This window comes from Serratia sp. JUb9 (assembly GCF_014298095.1).
In the GTDB taxonomy this organism is placed as follows: domain Bacteria; phylum Pseudomonadota; class Gammaproteobacteria; order Enterobacterales; family Enterobacteriaceae; genus Serratia_B; species Serratia_B rhizosphaerae.
Window position 1 is genome coordinate 1,285,699 of the sequence record NZ_CP060416.1, and the last position, 17,822, is coordinate 1,303,520.

The following is a 17,822-nucleotide window of genomic DNA, read 5'->3' on the forward strand; positions in this document are numbered from 1 at the left end:
CCGGATGTTAAAGCGTGAAATGAACATTGCAGATTACGATGCCGAACTGTGGCGCGCAATGGAACAGGAAGTCGTTCGTCAGGAAGAGCACATCGAACTGATTGCCTCTGAAAACTACACCAGCCCGCGCGTGATGCAGGCTCAGGGTTCTCAGTTGACCAACAAATACGCAGAAGGCTATCCGGGCAAGCGTTATTACGGCGGCTGCGAATATGTGGATATCGTCGAGCAACTGGCGATTGACCGCGCGAAGGCGCTGTTCGGCGCCGATTACGCCAACGTACAGCCGCACTCCGGCTCCCAGGCCAACTTCGCGGTGTACACCGCGCTGCTGCAGCCGGGCGACACCATCCTGGGGATGAACCTGGCGCACGGCGGCCACCTGACTCACGGCTCTCCGGTTAACCTGTCCGGCAAACTGTACAACGTGGTGCCTTACGGCATCGACGAACAAGGCCAAATCGACTATGACGACCTGGCCAAGCAGGCGCAGGCTCACAAGCCGAAAATGATCATCGGCGGCTTCTCCGCATACTCCGGCGTAGTCGACTGGGCCAAAATGCGTGAAATCGCCGACAGCATCGGCGCTTACCTGTTCGTCGACATGGCGCACGTCGCTGGTCTGATTGCCGCAGGCGTCTACCCGAACCCGGTGCCTCATGCGCACATCGTAACCACCACCACCCACAAAACGCTGGCGGGTCCGCGCGGCGGCCTGATCCTGGCGAAGGGCGGCGACGAAGATCTGTATAAGAAACTGAACTCCGCCGTGTTCCCAGGCGGGCAGGGCGGCCCGCTGATGCACGTGATCGCCGGTAAAGCGGTGGCGCTGAAAGAAGCGATGGAGCCAGAGTTCAAAACCTATCAGCAGCAGGTAGCGAAAAACGCCAAAGCGATGGTGGAAGTGGTGCTGGAGCGCGGCTACAACGTGGTTTCCGGCGGTACGCATAACCACCTGTTCCTGCTGGATCTGGTCGATAAAAACCTGACCGGTAAAGAAGCTGACGCCGCATTGGGCCGCGCCAACATCACCGTCAACAAAAATAGCGTGCCGAACGATCCGAAGAGCCCGTTTGTCACCTCCGGCATCCGTATCGGCACCCCGGCTGTTACCCGTCGCGGCTTCAAGGAAGCGGAAGTGCGCGAACTGGCCGGCTGGATCTGCGACGTGCTGGACAACATCCATGACGAAGCCGTTATCGAACGCACTAAACAGAAAGTGCTGGATATCTGCGCCCGTCTGCCGGTTTACGCGTAATCCGCGTTTCCGCACCCTGAAAAAACCCGCTGCGGCGGGTTTTTTTGCGTCTGTTACCGGGCAAAGTGTGAGGTGTTTGGCACTATCATCCTATAGGTCGTAAGCGTTATTGCGGGCCGGTGTGAGCTCTGTCAAAGTATCGCCCACACACCGGAGGGAACATGGTTCTGCAATCAACACGTTGGCTGGCGCTCAGCTATTTCACCTACTTCTTTTCTTACGGTATTTATCTCCCGTTCTGGAGCGTTTGGCTCAAGGGCGAAGGGCTGGAGCCTGATGTCATCGGTATTCTACTGGGCGCCGGACTGGTGGCGCGCTTTCTCGGCAGCCTGCTGATTGCCCCTCGGGTGAAAGATCCCGCCAATCTGGTGACGGCGCTGCGCATTCTGGCGCTGTTGACGCTGGCTTTCGCCGTCGGCTTCTGTTTTGGCAACGCCTGGGGCTGGCTGATGCTGGTCATCGCCGGTTTTAACCTGTTCTTTTCACCGCTGGTGCCGCTGACCGACGCGCTGGCTGGCACCTGGCAAAAGCAAATTACGCTGGACTACGGCCGGGTGCGGCTGTGGGGATCGCTGGCGTTTGTGATTGGCTCCGCGCTGACCGGCCAGCTGGTAGCGGCCTGGGGACATCACGCCATCTTATACTGTCTGCTTGCCAGCCTGCTGGCGATGTTGCTCGGCATGCTGCTGAAGCCGACGGTGATGCCGCAGGGAGAGACGCGCGTACAGAACCAGCCGCAACGCTCGTGGCGTGAACTGCTGACGGAAGGGCCGGTCTGGCGTTTTCTGCTGTGCGTGACGCTGCTGCAGGGCGCGCATGCCGGTTATTACAGCTTTGCCTCGATTTACTGGCAGGAGGCCGGCTACTCGGCCGCTGCCATCGGCTATTTCTGGTCGTTGGGCGTAGTGGCCGAGGTGATTATTTTCGCCAGCAGCAGCATCCTGTTCCGGCGCTGGAACGCACGCAATCTGCTGCTGCTGTCGGCCTGCTGCGGCGTGGCGCGTTGGGGACTGATGGGGGCCACCACCGATTTGGGCTGGCTGTTGCTGGTGCAGATACTGCACTGCGGCACCTTTACCGTCTGCCACCTGGCGGCGATGCGCTTTATCAGCGCACGCAGCGGGCCGGACGTTATTCGTCTGCAGGCGGTTTATTCCGGCCTGGCGCTGGGCGGCGGCATCGCGGTGATGACGGTGATCGCCGGCTTCCTGTTTGAACACTGGCAGGGCGGCGTATTCTGGGTGATGGCGGCGCTTGTGCTGCCGGCGCTGTTTATCCGGCCGCCGGCGGTCAGCGTCGCGCGTTAAGGAGTTTCCAGCAGGGCGCGCAGGGTCTTGCGTTGCCCGCGCGCCAGCGGCAGTTCGGTGTAGATCAAAGGCGGCTGCGTCGCCTGCGGCGGTGCGGCGTAAGGGGTGATCACCAGCGTGACGTCATGCGGCGCGCCGGAACGCAGAAAGTCGCGCAGCGGCTGATATTTGATATTGAGTGGCAGCAGCGTCAGTTCACGCAGCTGATACTCCAGCTCTTCCTCCAGCTGCGGGTTATCCAGCGTCAGCAGCAGTACCTGTTTTTCCTGCAGGGCGTTGCCCTGCATCAGCCAGGCGCCGAAGCTTATCGCCACCAGGCCGGCCTCCTCGCGCGAAAAACGAATACCATATTCCTGCTCAAACGGCTCCAGCGCCTGCTGCGTGGTGCGCATCAGCCGCGGGTATTTACGCACCACTTCTTCTAGCAGCATATTATCAATACCGATATCAAAGTGGCAGCGCTCTACCGCCGGCGCCAGATGGGCGAACAGATGGGTAATCAGGTCCGCTCTGCTGCTGAAACTCATGCCGGAAAGCTGCTGGAAATGTTCAACCATCCGTTCGATCGCCGCCATCAGGCGTAAATCTTCGTCAGAGTGATCGCTCTCATAGCTGTGGTTTTTTAACAGGGTGAACATCAGCACCAGAAAGTCTTGTTCATCGGCCTGAGGGGGGCGACGGGACAGCGCCAGCAGCAGCGGATAAAGCCTGGCGGCGGCCTGTTGCTCCGGCTTCTGATGCAGCCAGGCGCGCTGGGCGTCGGTGAACGACGGGTGGCGCTGTTGGCGGATTTCCCACAGGCAGTAGCAAAGATAGGGCGGCAGGAACAGGCGGATGCGCTCCTCAAGCGGCTGTTTCAGCGTGGCGGCACAGTTTTCCAACGCCTGCTGCAAGCGGGCCGCCTGGGCGCTGTCGAGGGTCAACGCCCGGTGCAGTTGCGGGCTGAAGGTGTCTTCAACAAACTGCGGGCAGCAGCGCAGCGCCCGTCGTAGCCAATGGATCAGACAGAGGCGTTGATTCAGCGTGCTCCCGGTCAGTTGGTAGCCCTCTTCGGGGGTTCCCGCGATCTCCAGGTGATGGAATCGCCGGATTTCACTGCTCACCTCGGCGATATCTTGCCGGGTGGTGGGGAGGTCGACGCCGTTGATGTGGCTGATAGTCTCCAGTTTTACCGTAGGCGGCGGAGTAAACAGCAGCAACAGCAGGCGGCAGCGCCGCTGTTGACTGGAGAGCTCAGGCACGGGGGAAGTGTCCAGGCTCATGGGTGTATCCAGCAGGTAACATTGAAATTATGTTTAAGCATAGCAAACGGTATTGAGCCGGCGCGGTTCTGGCACCGGGTTTTGCTTCGGCTTATAACTTTCGTCACAATTCTGGCGTGGTGTGATGCCGGTTTATCAATACATTGTGTTATGTTATAACAAAAGTAAAGGTTGATATGATGAAGCTAAGAGGTTTGCTGGTCGGATTGGCGGCGTGGTATAGCGTGGATGCAGCGGCGCATCCGCACAGTTTCATCGATATGAACACCACCTTTGTGGTGCAGGAACAGCAACTGGTTGGTTTGAGAATGGTGTGGGTGATGGACGAAATGACGTCGGCGGACCTGTTGTACGATGCGCAGAATGCCAAAAGCGACTCGGAAACCTGGAAAAAACTGGCGGCGCAGGTGATGGCCAACGTGTTGGGGCAGCACTACTTTACCGATATCTACCGCGACGGCAAACCGGTGAAATATACCAATTTGCCGCCGGAATACCGGCTTTCCCGTCAGGGGCACAAGGCGGTGCTGGAGTTTGTCCTGCCGCTGGCGCATCCGCAGCCGCTGGTGGGGAAACCTTTTAGTATCTCCACCTATGATCCCACCTACTTTGTCGATATGAGCTATCAGGCTTCATCGGCGATCCATCTGCCGGCCGAGATGGCGCAGCAGTGTCGCTTCGAGCTGTTCACGCCCACACCGGACGCCTCGCTGCAGGCGTATGCGTTGTCGCTGGATAAAAACGATTCGCCGGGAGAGGACCTGCAGCTTGGCCAACAATTCGCCCAACGGATTACTTTACAATGTCACTAAACCTCGGCAGCTCGCCGCTTCGTCGCCGTCATTGGGCCGCCAGCCTGTGGCCATTACTGTTGCTGCTGCTGGCGCTGGCGGCCGGTGCGCAGCTGGTGTGGCACTATTGGCCGCAAATTATGCTGCAGAGCGTGGCGTGGCAGAAAACGCTGAACCAGCAGCTGGCGGCGCTGTTGCAGCAGGTGAAAGCCGATCCGCAGCGCGCCGGAATCACGCTGATGCTGTTCAGCCTGAGCTACGGTGTATTGCACGCGCTGGGGCCGGGCCACGGTAAAGTGGTGATTTCGACCTATCTGGCGACGCATCCGACGCGGCTGAAAAGCAGCCTGAAACTGACCTTTGCCGCTTCTTTGCTGCAGGGGTTGGTGGCGGTGGCGTTGGTGGCGCTGCTGCTGGGTGTGCTGCAGCTGTCATCGCGTCAACTGCACCAAAGCAGCTTCTGGCTGGAGCAGGGCAGTTACCTGCTGGTGGTGCTGTTGGGCGCACTGCTGAGCTGGCGGGCGCTGCGCCGTCTGGCCGCCGCGCTGAAGGCGCTGAAACCGGCACCGGCGTTGCGTATCCAGCGTCTGCAGCCGCTGGCTGACGATCACGTGCACAGCGCGCATTGCGGCTGCGGACACCGTCATTTCCCCAGCGACAGCGAACTGCAGGCCGGCAGCGACTGGCGCACGCGGGCGGCGATTGTTCTGGCGATGGGCATCCGACCCTGTTCCGGCGCGATTCTGGTGCTGCTGTTTTCCAAGGTGCTGGGCGTGTTTGCCTGGGGCGTGGCGTCGGCGCTGGCGATGGCGCTGGGCACATCGCTGACCATTTCGCTGCTGGCGCTGTTTGTACATTACGGTCGCCGGCTGGCGGAACGCATCAGCGTGTCGCGCGCGTCGGCAAACTGGCAGGCGGTGGCGTGGGGATCGCTGGCATTGCTGGGCGGGTTGTTGTTGCTGTTTGCCGGGGTATTGCTTTACGCCAGCGCGCAGCCGGAGTTCAGCGGCGGGGTGCGGCCTTTCTCGCGTTAAGGCGGAATAGATACGACAAAGGCGAGGCCTAAGCCTCGCCTTTGTTTGCTGGCGGGTCTGATTAACGCTTCAGCGCTTCGCTCAGTTCTTCACGCATGGTGCCCAGCAGCGCTTTGACGACGCGTGGGTTGCCGGCGACCACATTGCCGGAGCTGAAGGAGTTATGACCGCCGACGAAGTCGGTGACCACGCCGCCGGCTTCACGCACCAGCAGCTCGCCTGCGGCGAAATCCCACGGCTTGAGGCCGATCTCGAAGAAACCGTCAACGCGGCCGGCGGCAACATAGGCCAGATCCAGCGCGGCGGAACCGGTACGGCGGAAGTCGGCGCACTGGGTGAACAGTTTACCGATCAGATTGATGTAAGCCGGCGCGTGCTGTTTCGCCTTGAACGGGAAACCGGTGGCCAGAATGGTGCCGTCGAGGTCTTTGGCGCTGGTGCCGCGCAGACGGTAACCGTTGAGCTGTGCGCCCTGGCCGCGGGTTGCGGTGAACAGTTCGTTGCGCATTGGATCGTAAACCACCGCCACTTCGGTGCGGCCTTTGATGCGCACGGCGATAGAAACGGAGAAGTGTGGGAAGCGTTTAATAAAGTTGGCGGTGCCATCCAGTGGATCGATCACCCATTGTACATCGCGATCTTCGCCAATCAGCTCGCCGCGTTCTTCACTGATGATAGTGTGTTGCGGGTAAGACTTGCGGATGACGTCGATGATCAGATGCTCTGCATCGCGATCGACGTTAGTGACGAAATCGTTACTCCCTTTTTGGCTCGCTTCAACAGCGTCCGGAGTTTCGTAGTTTTTGGCAATCAGGTTACCGGCCTTACGCGCAGCGCGCACGGCGATAGTCAGCATCGGATGCATGGGTATCTTCCACTAGGATGTTAAAGAACAGGAAACGGCGCGGAGTATAGCAGGTGTTCTGTGAAATGCCTAACCTCTTCACCGGTTAAATTGCAGACGGGCGTAACGCGCATGCCATTAAGTCGTCTCCTGTGATAGGATACTGCGATTTCCGACACGCTCAGAGTTTGTATGCTGCACAATATCCGCATTGTTCTGGTTGAAACCTCTCATACCGGCAATATGGGCTCAACGGCCCGGGCCATGAAAACCATGGGTTTAACCAACCTTTATCTGGTCAATCCGCTGGTAAAACCAGATTCTCAGGCCATCGCGCTGGCCGCCGGCGCCAGCGATGTTATCGGCAACGCCACCATTGTTGACACCTTTGACGAAGCGATCGCCGGCTGTGGTCTGGTAGTAGGCACCAGCGCACGCTCCCGCACCTTGCCCTGGCCGATGCTTGAACCGCGCGAATGCGGCGTGCAGGCGGTGAAAGAGGGCGAGCAGGCGCCGGTAGCGCTGGTGTTTGGCCGTGAACGTGTCGGCCTGACCAACGATGAACTGCAAAAGTGCCATTACCACGTGGCGATCCCGGCCAACCCGGATTACAGCTCGCTGAACCTGGCGATGGCGGTGCAGATCCTGGCCTATGAGGTGCGCGTTGCCTACCTCGACCGCCAGCAGGCGGAAGCGCCGGCGCAGCAGGAAGAAGAAGCTTACCCGCTGGTGGATGACCTTGAGCGTTTCTATCAGCATCTGGAACAGACGCTGCAGCGCAGCGGGTTTATTCGCCCGACGCATCCGGGACAGGTGATGAGCCGCCTGCGTCGTCTGTTTACCCGCGCGCGCCCGGAAGCGCAGGAGCTGAATATTCTGCGCGGCATGCTGACGTCGATAGATAAGCTAGGCAAATAATTGAAAAATAAGTATTCGTTATGCTTTATTACAAAACGTGCTAATACCTGAGTGAATTACTCGGTTAAATAGTTGACTGAATTACTCGGGAATGTCAGACTTTCCGCCATGTTTGACCAACAGGTAACCATTGACTATGAGACTGACATCCAAAGGCCGTTATGCCGTAACCGCTATGCTTGACGTGGCATTGCACTCCCAGGAAGGGCCCGTACCATTGGCTGATATTTCAGAGCGGCAAGGAATTTCGCTCTCTTATCTGGAGCAATTATTTTCCCGTCTGCGTAAGAACGGTTTGGTAGCCAGCGTGCGCGGCCCGGGTGGCGGTTATCTGCTGGGCAAAGACGCCGGCGAGATTGCCGTCGGCGCGGTGATTACCGCCGTTGATGAATCGGTCGACGCGACCCGCTGTCAGGGGAAAGAAGGCTGCCAGGGCGGCGATCGCTGCCTGACGCACACCCTGTGGCGTGACCTGAGCGAGCGTATCAGCGGTTTCCTGAACAGCATTACGCTGGCTGAATTGGTCAATAATCAGGAAGTACTGGATGTTGCCGACCGTCAGAATAATGACACGCGTCGTTCCGCCAACGGCCGCCAGGAAGAGACGATCAACGTTAATCTGCGCGCATAAGCAGCTGACGAATACTTGAGCATTTTGTTTTTGGAAGTGATGTACGGAGCACAAGAGCAATGAAATTACCGATTTATCTGGATTATTCAGCAACGACGCCGGTTGATCCGCGCGTTGCTGAAAAAATGATGCAGTTTTTGACCCTGGACGGCACCTTCGGTAACCCGGCTTCCCGTTCCCACCGTTTCGGTTGGCAGGCTGAGGAAGCGGTGGATATCGCCCGCAATCAGATTGCTGAACTGGTGGGCGCCGATCCGCGTGAAATCGTGTTTACTTCCGGGGCGACCGAATCCGACAACCTGGCGATTAAAGGCGCTGCCAATTTCTATCAGAAAAAAGGCAAGCACATCATCACCAGCAAAACCGAACACAAAGCCGTGCTGGACACCTGCCGTCAGCTGGAGCGCGAAGGGTTTGAAGTCACCTACCTGGCGCCGCAGAGCAACGGCATCATCGACCTCAAAGAGCTTGAGGCGGCGATGCGCGATGACACCATTCTGGTGTCCATCATGCACGTGAACAACGAAATCGGCGTGGTGCAGGATATCGCCACCATCGGCGAAATGTGCCGCGCGCGCGGCATCATCTACCACGTGGACGCGACCCAGAGCGTGGGCAAACTGCCTATCGATCTGAGCCAGCTGAAAGTGGACCTGATGTCCTTCTCCGGTCACAAAATCTACGGGCCGAAAGGCATCGGCGCGCTGTACGTACGCCGTAAGCCGCGCATCCGTATCGAAGCGCAGATCCACGGCGGCGGCCACGAGCGCGGCATGCGTTCCGGCACCCTGCCTGTGCACCAGATCGTCGGCATGGGCGAAGCGTACCGCATCGCCAAAGAAGAGATGGACAGCGAGATGGCGCGCCTGCGCACGCTGCGCGACCGTCTGTGGAACGGCGTGAAGGATATGGAAGAAGTATACCTGAACGGCGACCTGGAGCAGGGCGCGCCGAACATCCTGAACGTCAGCTTCAACTATGTTGAAGGCGAATCGCTGATTATGGCGCTGAAAGACCTGGCCGTATCTTCTGGCTCAGCCTGTACCTCCGCCAGCCTGGAGCCATCCTACGTGCTGCGTGCGCTGGGAATGAGCGATGAATTGGCGCACAGTTCGATCCGTTTCTCGCTGGGGCGTTTCACCACCGAAGAAGAGATCGACTACACCATCGAGCTGGTTCGCAAGTCTATCGGCCGTCTGCGCGACCTTTCTCCGCTGTGGGAAATGTTCAAGCAGGGCGTGGATATCAACAGCATCGAATGGGCACATCATTAATTCTCAGGATTCAGGAGCAAGGTCATGGCTTACAGCGAAAAAGTAATCGATCACTACGAAAACCCGCGTAACGTGGGTTCCTTCGACAATGAAGACCCGAGCATCGGCAGCGGCATGGTCGGCGCACCGGCCTGCGGCGACGTGATGAAGCTGCAGATCAAGGTGAACGACGCCGGTATCATCGAAGATGCGCGTTTCAAAACCTACGGCTGCGGCTCCGCCATCGCTTCCAGTTCGCTGGTGACCGAATGGATGAAGGGCAAGTCGCTGGATCAGGCGGAAGCGATTAAAAACACCCAAATTGCTGAAGAGCTGGAACTGCCGCCGGTAAAAATCCACTGCTCTATCCTGGCGGAAGACGCGATCAAAGCGGCGATTGCTGATTATAAAAGCAAGCACGACGCCAAGTAAGTTCAGTGTAGGGCGTAGCATGTTGCATGCTGCGCCCGCGTTTATTGGGACGATGTCTGTTGTCCCGGGGCCGGTTCGCTCCCCGACGCCGGTTTGCAAGATGCAGGGGATATTGAGTGTGAGGTTGTTATGTCGATTACTATGAGCGACAGCGCTGCGCAACGCGTTCAGGCGTTCCTGAATAACCGCGGTAAAGGTCTCGGCCTGCGTCTTGGGGTTCGCACCTCCGGCTGTTCCGGGATGGCGTACGTGTTGGAATTTGTTGACGAAGTCAATGACGACGACATGATCTTCGAAGACAAAGGCGTTAAGGTGATCATTGACGGCAAAAGCCTGGTCTACCTTGACGGCACCGAACTTGATTTCGTTAAGGAAGGCCTGAACGAAGGCTTCAAGTTCAACAACCCGAATGTCTCAAGCGAGTGCGGCTGCGGCGAAAGTTTCAACGTCTGATAGCCCGTCGTGTTCCTCCGCAGAGGCTTTGCGGAGGGATGAGATGCCCCCGCACGGCGCGGGGGGACCCGAAACCCTCACGATAACGCCCAGAGCACGCTATGGATTACTTTACTTTATTCGGGCTGCCAGTTCGCTATCCCGTGGACGGCAGCCTGCTTGCATCCCGCTTTCAGGATTTGCAACGTCAATTCCATCCCGACCGTTTTGCCAGCCAGCCGGAACGCGAACGCCTGATGGCGCTACAGCAGGCGGCGACCATTAACGAAGCCTACCAGACCCTGAAGCACCCGTTAAAACGCGCCGAGTATATGCTATCGTTGCACGGTTTTGATCTGGGTAATGAACAACATACCCTGCGCGATACGGCGTTCCTGATGGAACAGCTGGAGCTGCGTGAAGAGCTTGACGGCATTGAACGCAAAGCGGATGACGCCGCGCTGGCCGCCTTTGGCGAACGCCTCGCCGCCGCCGTCAGACAGCGCAGCGCCCAGATGGTGCAGCAGTTGGACAGCGAACAGTGGACCGACGCCGCCGATACCGTGCGCAAACTGCGCTTTTTGGACAAACTCCAGCAACAGGTTGAACAACTCGAAGAAAAACTGCTGGGTTTTGAGTGATTTTTTTAATTCTGGAAGCTCAACATGGCCTTATTACAAATCAGTGAGCCCGGGTTAAGCGCCGCGCCACATCAGCGCCGTCTGGCGGCCGGCATCGATCTGGGCACCACCAACTCGCTGGTCGCCACGGTGCGCAGCGGGCAGGCTGAAACGCTGCCCGATGCCGAAGGGCGTCACCTGCTGCCGTCGGTGGTGCACTATGGCGAGCAGGCCGTGCAGGTCGGCGCCGCCGCGCGTGCGCAGGCGGCGCAGGATCCGGCCAACACCATCAGCTCGGTCAAACGCATGATGGGCCGCTCCCTGGCTGACGTACAGCAACGCTATCCGAACCTGCCTTACCAATTCCAGGCCAGCGACAACGGCCTGCCGATGATTGCCACCTCCGCCGGGCTGCTTAACCCGGTTAGCGTGTCCGCCGATATCCTCAAGACTCTGTCTGCCCGGGCGCAGCAGGCGCTGGAGGGTGAACTGGACGGCGTGGTGATCACCGTTCCCGCTTATTTTGATGACGCGCAGCGTCAGGGCACCAAAGACGCCGCGCGTCTGGCGGGCCTGCACGTGCTGCGTCTGCTGAACGAACCGACCGCCGCGGCCATCGCCTACGGGCTGGATTCCGGGCAGGAAGGCACCATTGCCGTGTACGACCTGGGCGGCGGTACCTTTGATATCTCTATTTTGCGCCTCAGCCGCGGCGTCTTCGAAGTGCTGGCCACCGGCGGTGACTCTGCACTGGGCGGCGATGACTTCGACCACCTGCTGGCCGACTGGCTGCGCGAGCAGGCCGGTGTGGCCGACCGCAGCGATCACGGCCTGCAGCGTCAGCTGCTGGACGCCGCCATCCAGGCCAAAATCGCGCTGAGCGACGCCGAGTCCGTGACGGTGGACGTTGCCGGCTGGCAGGGTGAAGTCACGCGTGAACAGTTCAACAGCCTGATTGCCACGCTGGTCAAACGCACGCTGATGGCCTGCCGCCGCGCGCTGAAAGACGCCGGCGTCAGCGCGGAAGAGGTGCTGGAAGTGGTGATGGTGGGCGGTTCGACCCGCGTGCCGCTGGTGCGTGAGCAGGTCGGCGCCTTCTTTGGCCGCACGCCGCTGACGTCGATCGACCCGGATAAAGTAGTCGCCATCGGCGCCGCCGTGCAGGCTGACATCCTGGTGGGCAACAAGCCCGACAGCGAAATGCTGCTGCTGGACGTGATCCCGCTGTCGCTGGGGTTGGAAACCATGGGCGGTCTGGTGGAGAAGGTGATTCCGCGCAACACCACCATTCCGGTGGCGCGCGCGCAGGAGTTCACCACCTTTAAAGACGGCCAGAGCGCGATGATGATTCACGTGCTGCAGGGTGAGCGCGAACTGGTGCAGGACTGCCGTTCGCTGGCCCGCTTTACGCTGCGCGGCCTGCCGCCGCTGCCGGCGGGCGGGGCGCATATCCGCGTCACCTTCCAGGTGGATGCGGACGGCCTGCTGAGCGTGACCGCAATGGAGAAATCCACCGGCGTTGAGGCGTCGATTCAGGTGAAGCCGTCCTACGGTCTGTCGGATGACGAGATCGCCGGGATGATCAAAGATTCGATGGCCCATGCGCAGAGCGATGTCGGTGCGCGCATGCTGGCAGAGCAGCGGGTGGAAGCCGCGCGCGTGCTGGAAAGCCTGCAGGGCGCGCTGGCGAGCGATGCGGCGTTGCTGAGTGAAGAAGAGCGCCAGGCGATCGACGCTGCCATGGCCGCCTTGCAACAGGCGGTACAGGGCGATCGGCCGGCGGCCATTGAAGCCGCAATAAAAACATTAGATGCGACTACGCAAGATTTTGCCGCGCGCCGTATGGATGCTTCCATCCGACGGGCGCTGGCTGGCCATTCTGTGGATGAGGTTTAACCATGCCTAAAGTTGTTTTCCTGCCCCATCAGGACTTATGCCCGGAAGGGGCGGTATTGGACGCGGAACAAGGGGAAACCATCCTCGATGTTGCGCTGCGTAACGGTATCGATATCGAGCACGCCTGTGAAAAATCCTGCGCCTGCACCACCTGCCACTGCATCGTGCGTGAAGGTTTTGACTCTCTGGATGAAAGCAGCGAGCTGGAAGACGATATGCTGGACAAAGCCTGGGGGCTGGAGCCGGAAAGCCGTCTGAGCTGCCAGGCGCGCGTCGCGGACGACGATCTGGTGGTGGAGATGCCGCGCTATACCGTTAACCACGCGCGCGAGCACTAATTGTTAGCCGCCATCCTGAACGGGAGATCATAATGGGACTCAAGTGGACCGACAGCCGCGAGATCGGCGAAGCCCTGTACGATGCCTATCCGGACACCGATCCGAAAACCGTGCGTTTTACCGATATGCATCAGTGGATCTGCGAGCTGGAAGAGTTTGATGACGATCCGCAGGCTTCCAACGAGAAAATACTGGAAGCGATTTTGCTGGTCTGGTTAGATGAAGCAGACTAGCGACTAATAGCGTAACGGGCTGCCATGGGCGGCCCGTTTATTTTGTATCCGACCGATAAAAACGTATATACCCTAAATCATTCGAGTGGCGGGAAGGCGGCAAGAGAAGGCATTCCGAATCACTTACACCGGTAAGTGATGCGGGTGACTGAGCGCAGCCAACACACCTGTCACGTGAAGTATGACGGGTATAAAGCATATACGGAGTAGGCTATGACGACTGAAACCATGCAGATTACCCTGTCCCACCAGCCCGCAGATGCGCGCTGGGGTGAAAAAGCCCTGCTGAGCACCAACAATTACGGCATCACCATCCATCTGACCGGCGGCGGCAAGCTGGGCGCAATTCAACGCGCGGCGCGTAAAATCGACGGTCAGGGTATCCGTCAGGTCACGCTGGCCGGCGAAGGCTGGGGCCTGGAGCAAAGCTGGGCGTTCTGGCAGGGGTTCCGCGGGCCGAAGGGCACGCGCAGCGTTGAATGGCCGCAGCTGTCCGCCGAGGAGCGCCAGGAACTGGATCGCCGCCTGAAGATCGTTGACTGGGTGCGTGACACCATCAACATGCCGGCGGAAGAGCTGGGGCCAGAGCAGCTGGCAACCCGCGCCGTCGACCTGATGTGTGACGTCGGCTGCGATGCGGTCAGCTACCGCATTATCAAAGGCGAAGATCTGCGCGAGCAGAACTATGCCGGCATTCATACCGTTGGCCGCGGTTCCTCGCGTCCGCCGGTGCTGCTGACGCTGGACTACAACCCGAGCGGCAACCCGGAGGCGCCGGTGTTCGCCTGCCTGGTCGGCAAAGGCATCACTTTTGATACCGGCGGCTACAGTCTGAAGCAAAGCGCCTTTATGGATTCGATGAAGGCCGATATGGGCGGCGCGGCCACGGCGACCGGCGCGCTGGCGCTGGCGGCGGCGCGCGGTCTCGACAAGCGGGTGAAGCTCTACCTGTGCTGCGCGGACAACATGGTCAGCGGCAATGCCTTTAAACTGGGTGATATTATCCGCTATCGCAACGGTAAAACCGTCGAAGTGATGAATACCGACGCCGAAGGGCGCCTGGTGCTGGCCGACGGCCTGATCGACGCCTCCGCCCAGCAGCCGGAACTGATTATCGACTGCGCCACCCTGACCGGCGCGGCGAAAACTGCGCTGGGCAATGACTACCATGCGCTGTTCAGCTTTGACGATGCACTGGCGCAGGAGCTGCTCAGCAGCGCACAGGAAGAGCACGAGCCGTTCTGGCGTCTGCCGCTGGCCGAGTTCCACCGCAGCCAACTGCCGTCCAACTTCGCCGAGCTGAATAATATCGCCGGCCCGGCCTACAGCGCCGGCGCCAGCACCGCGGCGGCCTTCCTGTCGCACTTTGTTACCCAGTATCAGCAGGGCTGGCTGCATATCGACTGCTCCGCCACCTACCGTAAAGGCGCGGTGGATCAGTGGTCCGCCGGCGCTACCGGGCTGGGCGTGCGCGCCGTTGCCAACCTGCTGCTGAACAAAGCAAAATAAAGCTGAAGAGATCGTTAACAGACCGTAAGGGGCCAGCGTGCTGGCCCCTTAATGATTGGAGTTGGTCATGAGTTCCCACCACCACGATAATGTCGCCGCTGACGACAATGAACTGGAGCGCCTGCTGAAGCTGGCGGTCAGCGAAGCGGCGCACCGGCCGGCGTTTTTCCGCGAGCTGCTGGAGTCGACCGTCTATATCCTAGGCGACGGCGAGCAGGTGCAGCAGCAGGGCGAAATCGTCCTGAATGCGGATACGCCGGTGAACATTCAGCATTGGGAAAAGCAGGACGGCAGCAGCGTCGTGCCGTTCTTTTCCTCCCTGCGTCTGCTGCAGCAGGCGGTAGAGGACGAACAGCCGTTTATCGCTATGCCGGCGCGGGTACTGTTTGAAATTACCCAGGGCGCTGAACTGTTCCTGAACCCGAAGGCGGAATACGGCAAAGAGTTTTATCCGGAAGAAGTGACGATGCTGCTGGCGAACGGCGGGGTGAGCAAGCCGGTTGAACACTATATCGATAAAGAATCGCAAATCCTGCTTGGCCAGCCGGAGGTGTATCCGGCGGCGATGGTGGATGCGCTGACCACGCTGTTCAGCCAGCGCAAGCCGGTACGCCGGGCATTCCTGGCCCTGATGCATGACCGTGCGCTGGATGAGAAACCCAATCTGCTGGTCGGCGTGGAAGTGGACGGCGATGCGGCGGAGATCGATGCGCTGATTCAGGAAGCGGGCAGCGTCGCCAGCGAAGCGCTGCCGGACGATGAGCCGGTGGACTTCTGCCTGGTGTCGGAAAAAGAGCGCGGCGTCAGCCACTACCTGATCGCCCATACCCAGCCGTTCTATCAGCGTCGCTGGGGCAGCTGGCTGCGCAACATCATTCCTTCCACGGATACCACCCAATAGCGGCGCATTGTTGTACGCCGGCGGGGCGTTGGCGGCAAAATCGTCGCCGGCGCTAATATTTTTTTAAAGAAATGTTGGTTTTCCCGTAGGCAAGCGTTAACAGCGCACATATAATTTGCGCCACTTGAACAAGGCCGGCGGATTTTTTCTGAGTCCGGCCCGTATTAGGAAGTTAGACTGAGGCCATTATGACCGTAGAACGTACCTTTTCCATCGTTAAACCAAACTCCGTAGCCAACAACGACATCGGCGCTATCTATGCGCGTTTCGAGCGTGCGGGTTTCAAAATCATCGCCGCTAAAATGCTGAAGCTGAGCCGTGAGCAAGCTGAAGGCTTCTACGCTGAGCACAAAGGCCGTCCATTCTTCGATGGTCTGGTTGAGTTCATGACCTCTGGCCCGATCATGGTGCAGGTTCTGGAAGCAGAAAACGCGATCCAGCGTAACCGCGACATCATGGGTGCAACCAACCCGGACAACGCGCTGGCCGGCACTCTGCGTGCTGACTTCGCGGACAGCTTCACCGCTAACGCGGTGCACGGTTCCGACTCCCCGGAATCCGCTGCGCGTGAAATCGCTTACTTCTTCAACGACAGCGAAATCTGCCCGCGTTGATAGCGTTGGTTTCTACCGACAAGGGGTAATATTCACCGGCTGAAACAATAAAAATGCCCTGAATGCTTTCCCGTCGTGGAAACTCGCTACTAAAATTTGTACAATGCCGCGCCCTGGATGAGTCAGCTTGTCCAGGGCGTGTTTTATCCCGGCACTGTCCGCCGCCTGAAAGCGACGGCAGGGATAACAACACACTTCGCCCATTCTTGTTCCCGAAAGGGAGCCAGCCATAACGTGTAATAACGAGGCTAAAGATCATTATGTTAGAACCCATCGCGTCCGAGCACACCGTGTCTGAAAATAATTCTATGCAAGATCAATCCGTTAAAACGGAGCAACCGGCTGCCGCCAAAATTAACCTGCTGGATCTGAACCGCCAGCAAATGCGTGAGTTTTTCGCCTCGCTGGGCGAAAAGCCGTTCCGCGCCGACCAGGTCATGAAGTGGATCTATCACTACTGCTGCGATGACTTCGAGCAGATGACCGATATCAACAAGGTGCTGCGTGGCAAACTGCAGCAGATTGCCGAAATTCGCGCGCCGGAAGTGGCCGAAGAGCAACGTTCGAGCGATGGCACCATCAAGTGGGCGATCAAAGTCGGCGACCAGCAGGTTGAAACCGTCTATATCCCGGAGGCCGACCGTGCGACGCTGTGCGTCTCTTCACAGGTAGGCTGCGCCCTGGAGTGTAAATTCTGCTCCACCGCGCAGCAGGGCTTTAACCGCAACCTGCGCGTGTCGGAAATCATCGGCCAGGTGTGGCGTGCGGCGAAAATCATCGGCGCGCAGAAGGTGACCGGCCAGCGTCCGATCACCAACGTGGTGATGATGGGCATGGGCGAGCCGCTGCTCAACCTGACCAACGTGGTGCCGGCGATGGAAATCATGCTCGACGACTTCGGCTTCGGCCTGTCGAAGCGCCGCGTAACGCTGTCGACCTCCGGCGTGGTGCCGGCCCTGGATAAACTGGGCGACATGATCGACGTAGCGCTGGCGATCTCGCTGCATGCACCGAACGACGCGGTGCGCGATGAAATCGTGCCGATTAACCGTAAATACAATATCGAAGCCTTCCTGGCCGGGGTGCGCCGCTATCTGGCGAAATCCAACGCCAACCAGGGGCGGGTGACGGTGGAGTATGTGATGCTGGATCACGTTAACGACAGTACCGACGATGCGCATCAGCTGGCGGAAGTGCTGAAGGATACGCCGTGCAAGATTAACCTGATCCCATGGAACCCGTTCCCGGGCGCGCCGTATGGCCGCAGCTCCAACAGCCGGGTCGATCGTTTCTCCAAAGTGTTGATGGAATACGGCTTTACGACTATTGTTCGTAAAACCCGCGGCGATGATATCGACGCGGCCTGCGGGCAGCTGGCGGGCGAGGTAATCGACCGCACCAAGCGCACGCTGAAAAAGAAAATGGCCGGGGAACCTATCAAGGTGCAGACGGTCTGAAGTCTATAGGAAGATTTTAGTTATCTAACAGCCTGTTATGTAAGCAGCAATCCCTCAGGCGATCGGGTAACATCGTACAAGGAGTTCAAACG

19 protein-coding genes are annotated in these 17,822 nt (G+C 59.1%); 17 read left to right on the top strand and 2 right to left on the bottom strand.

The window, feature by feature from the left end; all coding sequences use genetic code 11:
• The first annotated feature begins 4 nt into the window (after positions 1-4).
• Both glyA and HF675_RS06095 read left to right on the top strand, forming a co-directional pair.
• On the top strand, positions 5-1,258 hold the full coding sequence (gene glyA / locus HF675_RS06090) for a serine hydroxymethyltransferase (RefSeq protein ID WP_105232204.1): 1,254 nt from the start codon (positions 5-7) through the stop codon (positions 1,256-1,258).
• Positions 1,259-1,419: 161 nt separating this feature from the next.
• Positions 1,420-2,565: a 3-phenylpropionate MFS transporter gene (locus HF675_RS06095; RefSeq protein WP_187044249.1), complete on the top strand. Its 1,146-nt coding sequence runs from the start codon at positions 1,420-1,422 to the stop codon at positions 2,563-2,565.
• On the opposite strand, the gene csiE is transcribed toward HF675_RS06095, so the two are convergent.
• A complete protein-coding gene (csiE, locus tag HF675_RS06100) occupies positions 2,562-3,827 on the bottom strand; it encodes a stationary phase inducible protein CsiE (protein ID WP_105232202.1) in 1,266 nt (421 codons plus the stop codon). The two genes, HF675_RS06095 and csiE, sit on opposite strands and share 4 nt — an antisense overlap.
• A 176-nt stretch (positions 3,828-4,003) precedes the next feature.
• Between csiE and HF675_RS06105 the strand changes: the two genes are divergently transcribed.
• Both HF675_RS06105 and HF675_RS06110 read left to right on the top strand, forming a co-directional pair.
• On the top strand, positions 4,004-4,639 hold the full coding sequence (locus tag HF675_RS06105; RefSeq protein WP_187044250.1) for a DUF1007 family protein: 636 nt from the start codon (positions 4,004-4,006) through the stop codon (positions 4,637-4,639).
• Complete coding sequence (locus HF675_RS06110) at positions 4,630-5,652, top strand: nickel/cobalt transporter (RefSeq protein ID WP_187044251.1); 1,023 nt, start codon at positions 4,630-4,632, stop codon at positions 5,650-5,652. The genes HF675_RS06105 and HF675_RS06110 overlap by 10 nt, the downstream gene beginning before the upstream one ends.
• A gap of 61 nt (positions 5,653-5,713) precedes the next feature.
• On the opposite strand, the gene suhB is transcribed toward HF675_RS06110, so the two are convergent.
• Positions 5,714-6,517: an inositol-1-monophosphatase gene (gene suhB / locus HF675_RS06115; RefSeq protein ID WP_105232199.1), complete on the bottom strand. Its 804-nt coding sequence runs from the start codon at positions 6,515-6,517 to the stop codon at positions 5,714-5,716.
• 171 nt (positions 6,518-6,688) lie between these two features.
• On the opposite strand from suhB, the gene trmJ reads away from it, so the two are divergent.
• From trmJ to HF675_RS06180, 13 genes are all read left to right on the top strand, one after another.
• The gene (gene trmJ / locus HF675_RS06120; protein ID WP_105232198.1) at positions 6,689-7,414 is read left to right on the top strand and encodes a tRNA (cytosine(32)/uridine(32)-2'-O)-methyltransferase TrmJ; all 726 of its coding nucleotides are present in this window, start codon (positions 6,689-6,691) and stop codon (positions 7,412-7,414) included.
• A 136-nt stretch (positions 7,415-7,550) separates the two neighbouring features.
• Positions 7,551-8,045: a Fe-S cluster assembly transcriptional regulator IscR gene (iscR, locus tag HF675_RS06125; RefSeq protein ID WP_105232197.1), complete on the top strand. Its 495-nt coding sequence runs from the start codon at positions 7,551-7,553 to the stop codon at positions 8,043-8,045.
• Positions 8,046-8,104: 59 nt separating this feature from the next.
• Entirely contained in the window at positions 8,105-9,319 is a 1,215-nt protein-coding gene (iscS, locus tag HF675_RS06130) for a cysteine desulfurase (protein WP_105232196.1), read from the top strand.
• A 24-nt stretch (positions 9,320-9,343) separates the two neighbouring features.
• On the top strand, positions 9,344-9,730 hold the full coding sequence (gene iscU / locus HF675_RS06135; RefSeq protein ID WP_105232195.1) for a Fe-S cluster assembly scaffold IscU: 387 nt from the start codon (positions 9,344-9,346) through the stop codon (positions 9,728-9,730).
• Positions 9,731-9,859: 129 nt separating this feature from the next.
• Positions 9,860-10,183: an iron-sulfur cluster assembly protein IscA gene (gene iscA, locus HF675_RS06140; RefSeq protein WP_105232194.1), complete on the top strand. Its 324-nt coding sequence runs from the start codon at positions 9,860-9,862 to the stop codon at positions 10,181-10,183.
• Positions 10,184-10,284: 101 nt separating this feature from the next.
• Positions 10,285-10,803 (top strand): co-chaperone HscB, encoded by a 519-nt coding sequence (gene hscB / locus HF675_RS06145; RefSeq protein ID WP_105232193.1) that lies wholly within the window; start codon positions 10,285-10,287, stop codon positions 10,801-10,803.
• A 24-nt stretch (positions 10,804-10,827) separates the two neighbouring features.
• Positions 10,828-12,678, top strand: a complete 1,851-nt coding sequence (hscA, locus tag HF675_RS06150; protein ID WP_160030273.1) for a Fe-S protein assembly chaperone HscA — start codon at positions 10,828-10,830, stop codon at positions 12,676-12,678.
• 2 nt (positions 12,679-12,680) lie between these two features.
• Entirely contained in the window at positions 12,681-13,016 is a 336-nt protein-coding gene (fdx, locus tag HF675_RS06155) for an ISC system 2Fe-2S type ferredoxin (protein ID WP_105232191.1), read from the top strand.
• Positions 13,017-13,048: 32 nt separating this feature from the next.
• A complete protein-coding gene (iscX, locus tag HF675_RS06160) occupies positions 13,049-13,249 on the top strand; it encodes a Fe-S cluster assembly protein IscX (protein ID WP_015673419.1) in 201 nt (66 codons plus the stop codon).
• Between the two features lie 213 nt (positions 13,250-13,462).
• Entirely contained in the window at positions 13,463-14,758 is a 1,296-nt protein-coding gene (gene pepB / locus HF675_RS06165; RefSeq protein WP_187044252.1) for an aminopeptidase PepB, read from the top strand.
• Between the two features lie 67 nt (positions 14,759-14,825).
• Positions 14,826-15,659: an enhanced serine sensitivity protein SseB gene (gene sseB / locus HF675_RS06170; RefSeq protein WP_187044253.1), complete on the top strand. Its 834-nt coding sequence runs from the start codon at positions 14,826-14,828 to the stop codon at positions 15,657-15,659.
• A 188-nt stretch (positions 15,660-15,847) separates the two neighbouring features.
• Positions 15,848-16,273, top strand: coding sequence for a nucleoside-diphosphate kinase (gene ndk / locus HF675_RS06175; protein ID WP_015673416.1), 426 nt, complete (start codon positions 15,848-15,850; stop codon positions 16,271-16,273).
• A 260-nt stretch (positions 16,274-16,533) separates the two neighbouring features.
• Complete coding sequence (locus tag HF675_RS06180) at positions 16,534-17,730, top strand: bifunctional tRNA (adenosine(37)-C2)-methyltransferase TrmG/ribosomal RNA large subunit methyltransferase RlmN (protein WP_015673415.1); 1,197 nt, start codon at positions 16,534-16,536, stop codon at positions 17,728-17,730.
• The last annotated feature ends 92 nt before the right edge of the window (positions 17,731-17,822 follow it).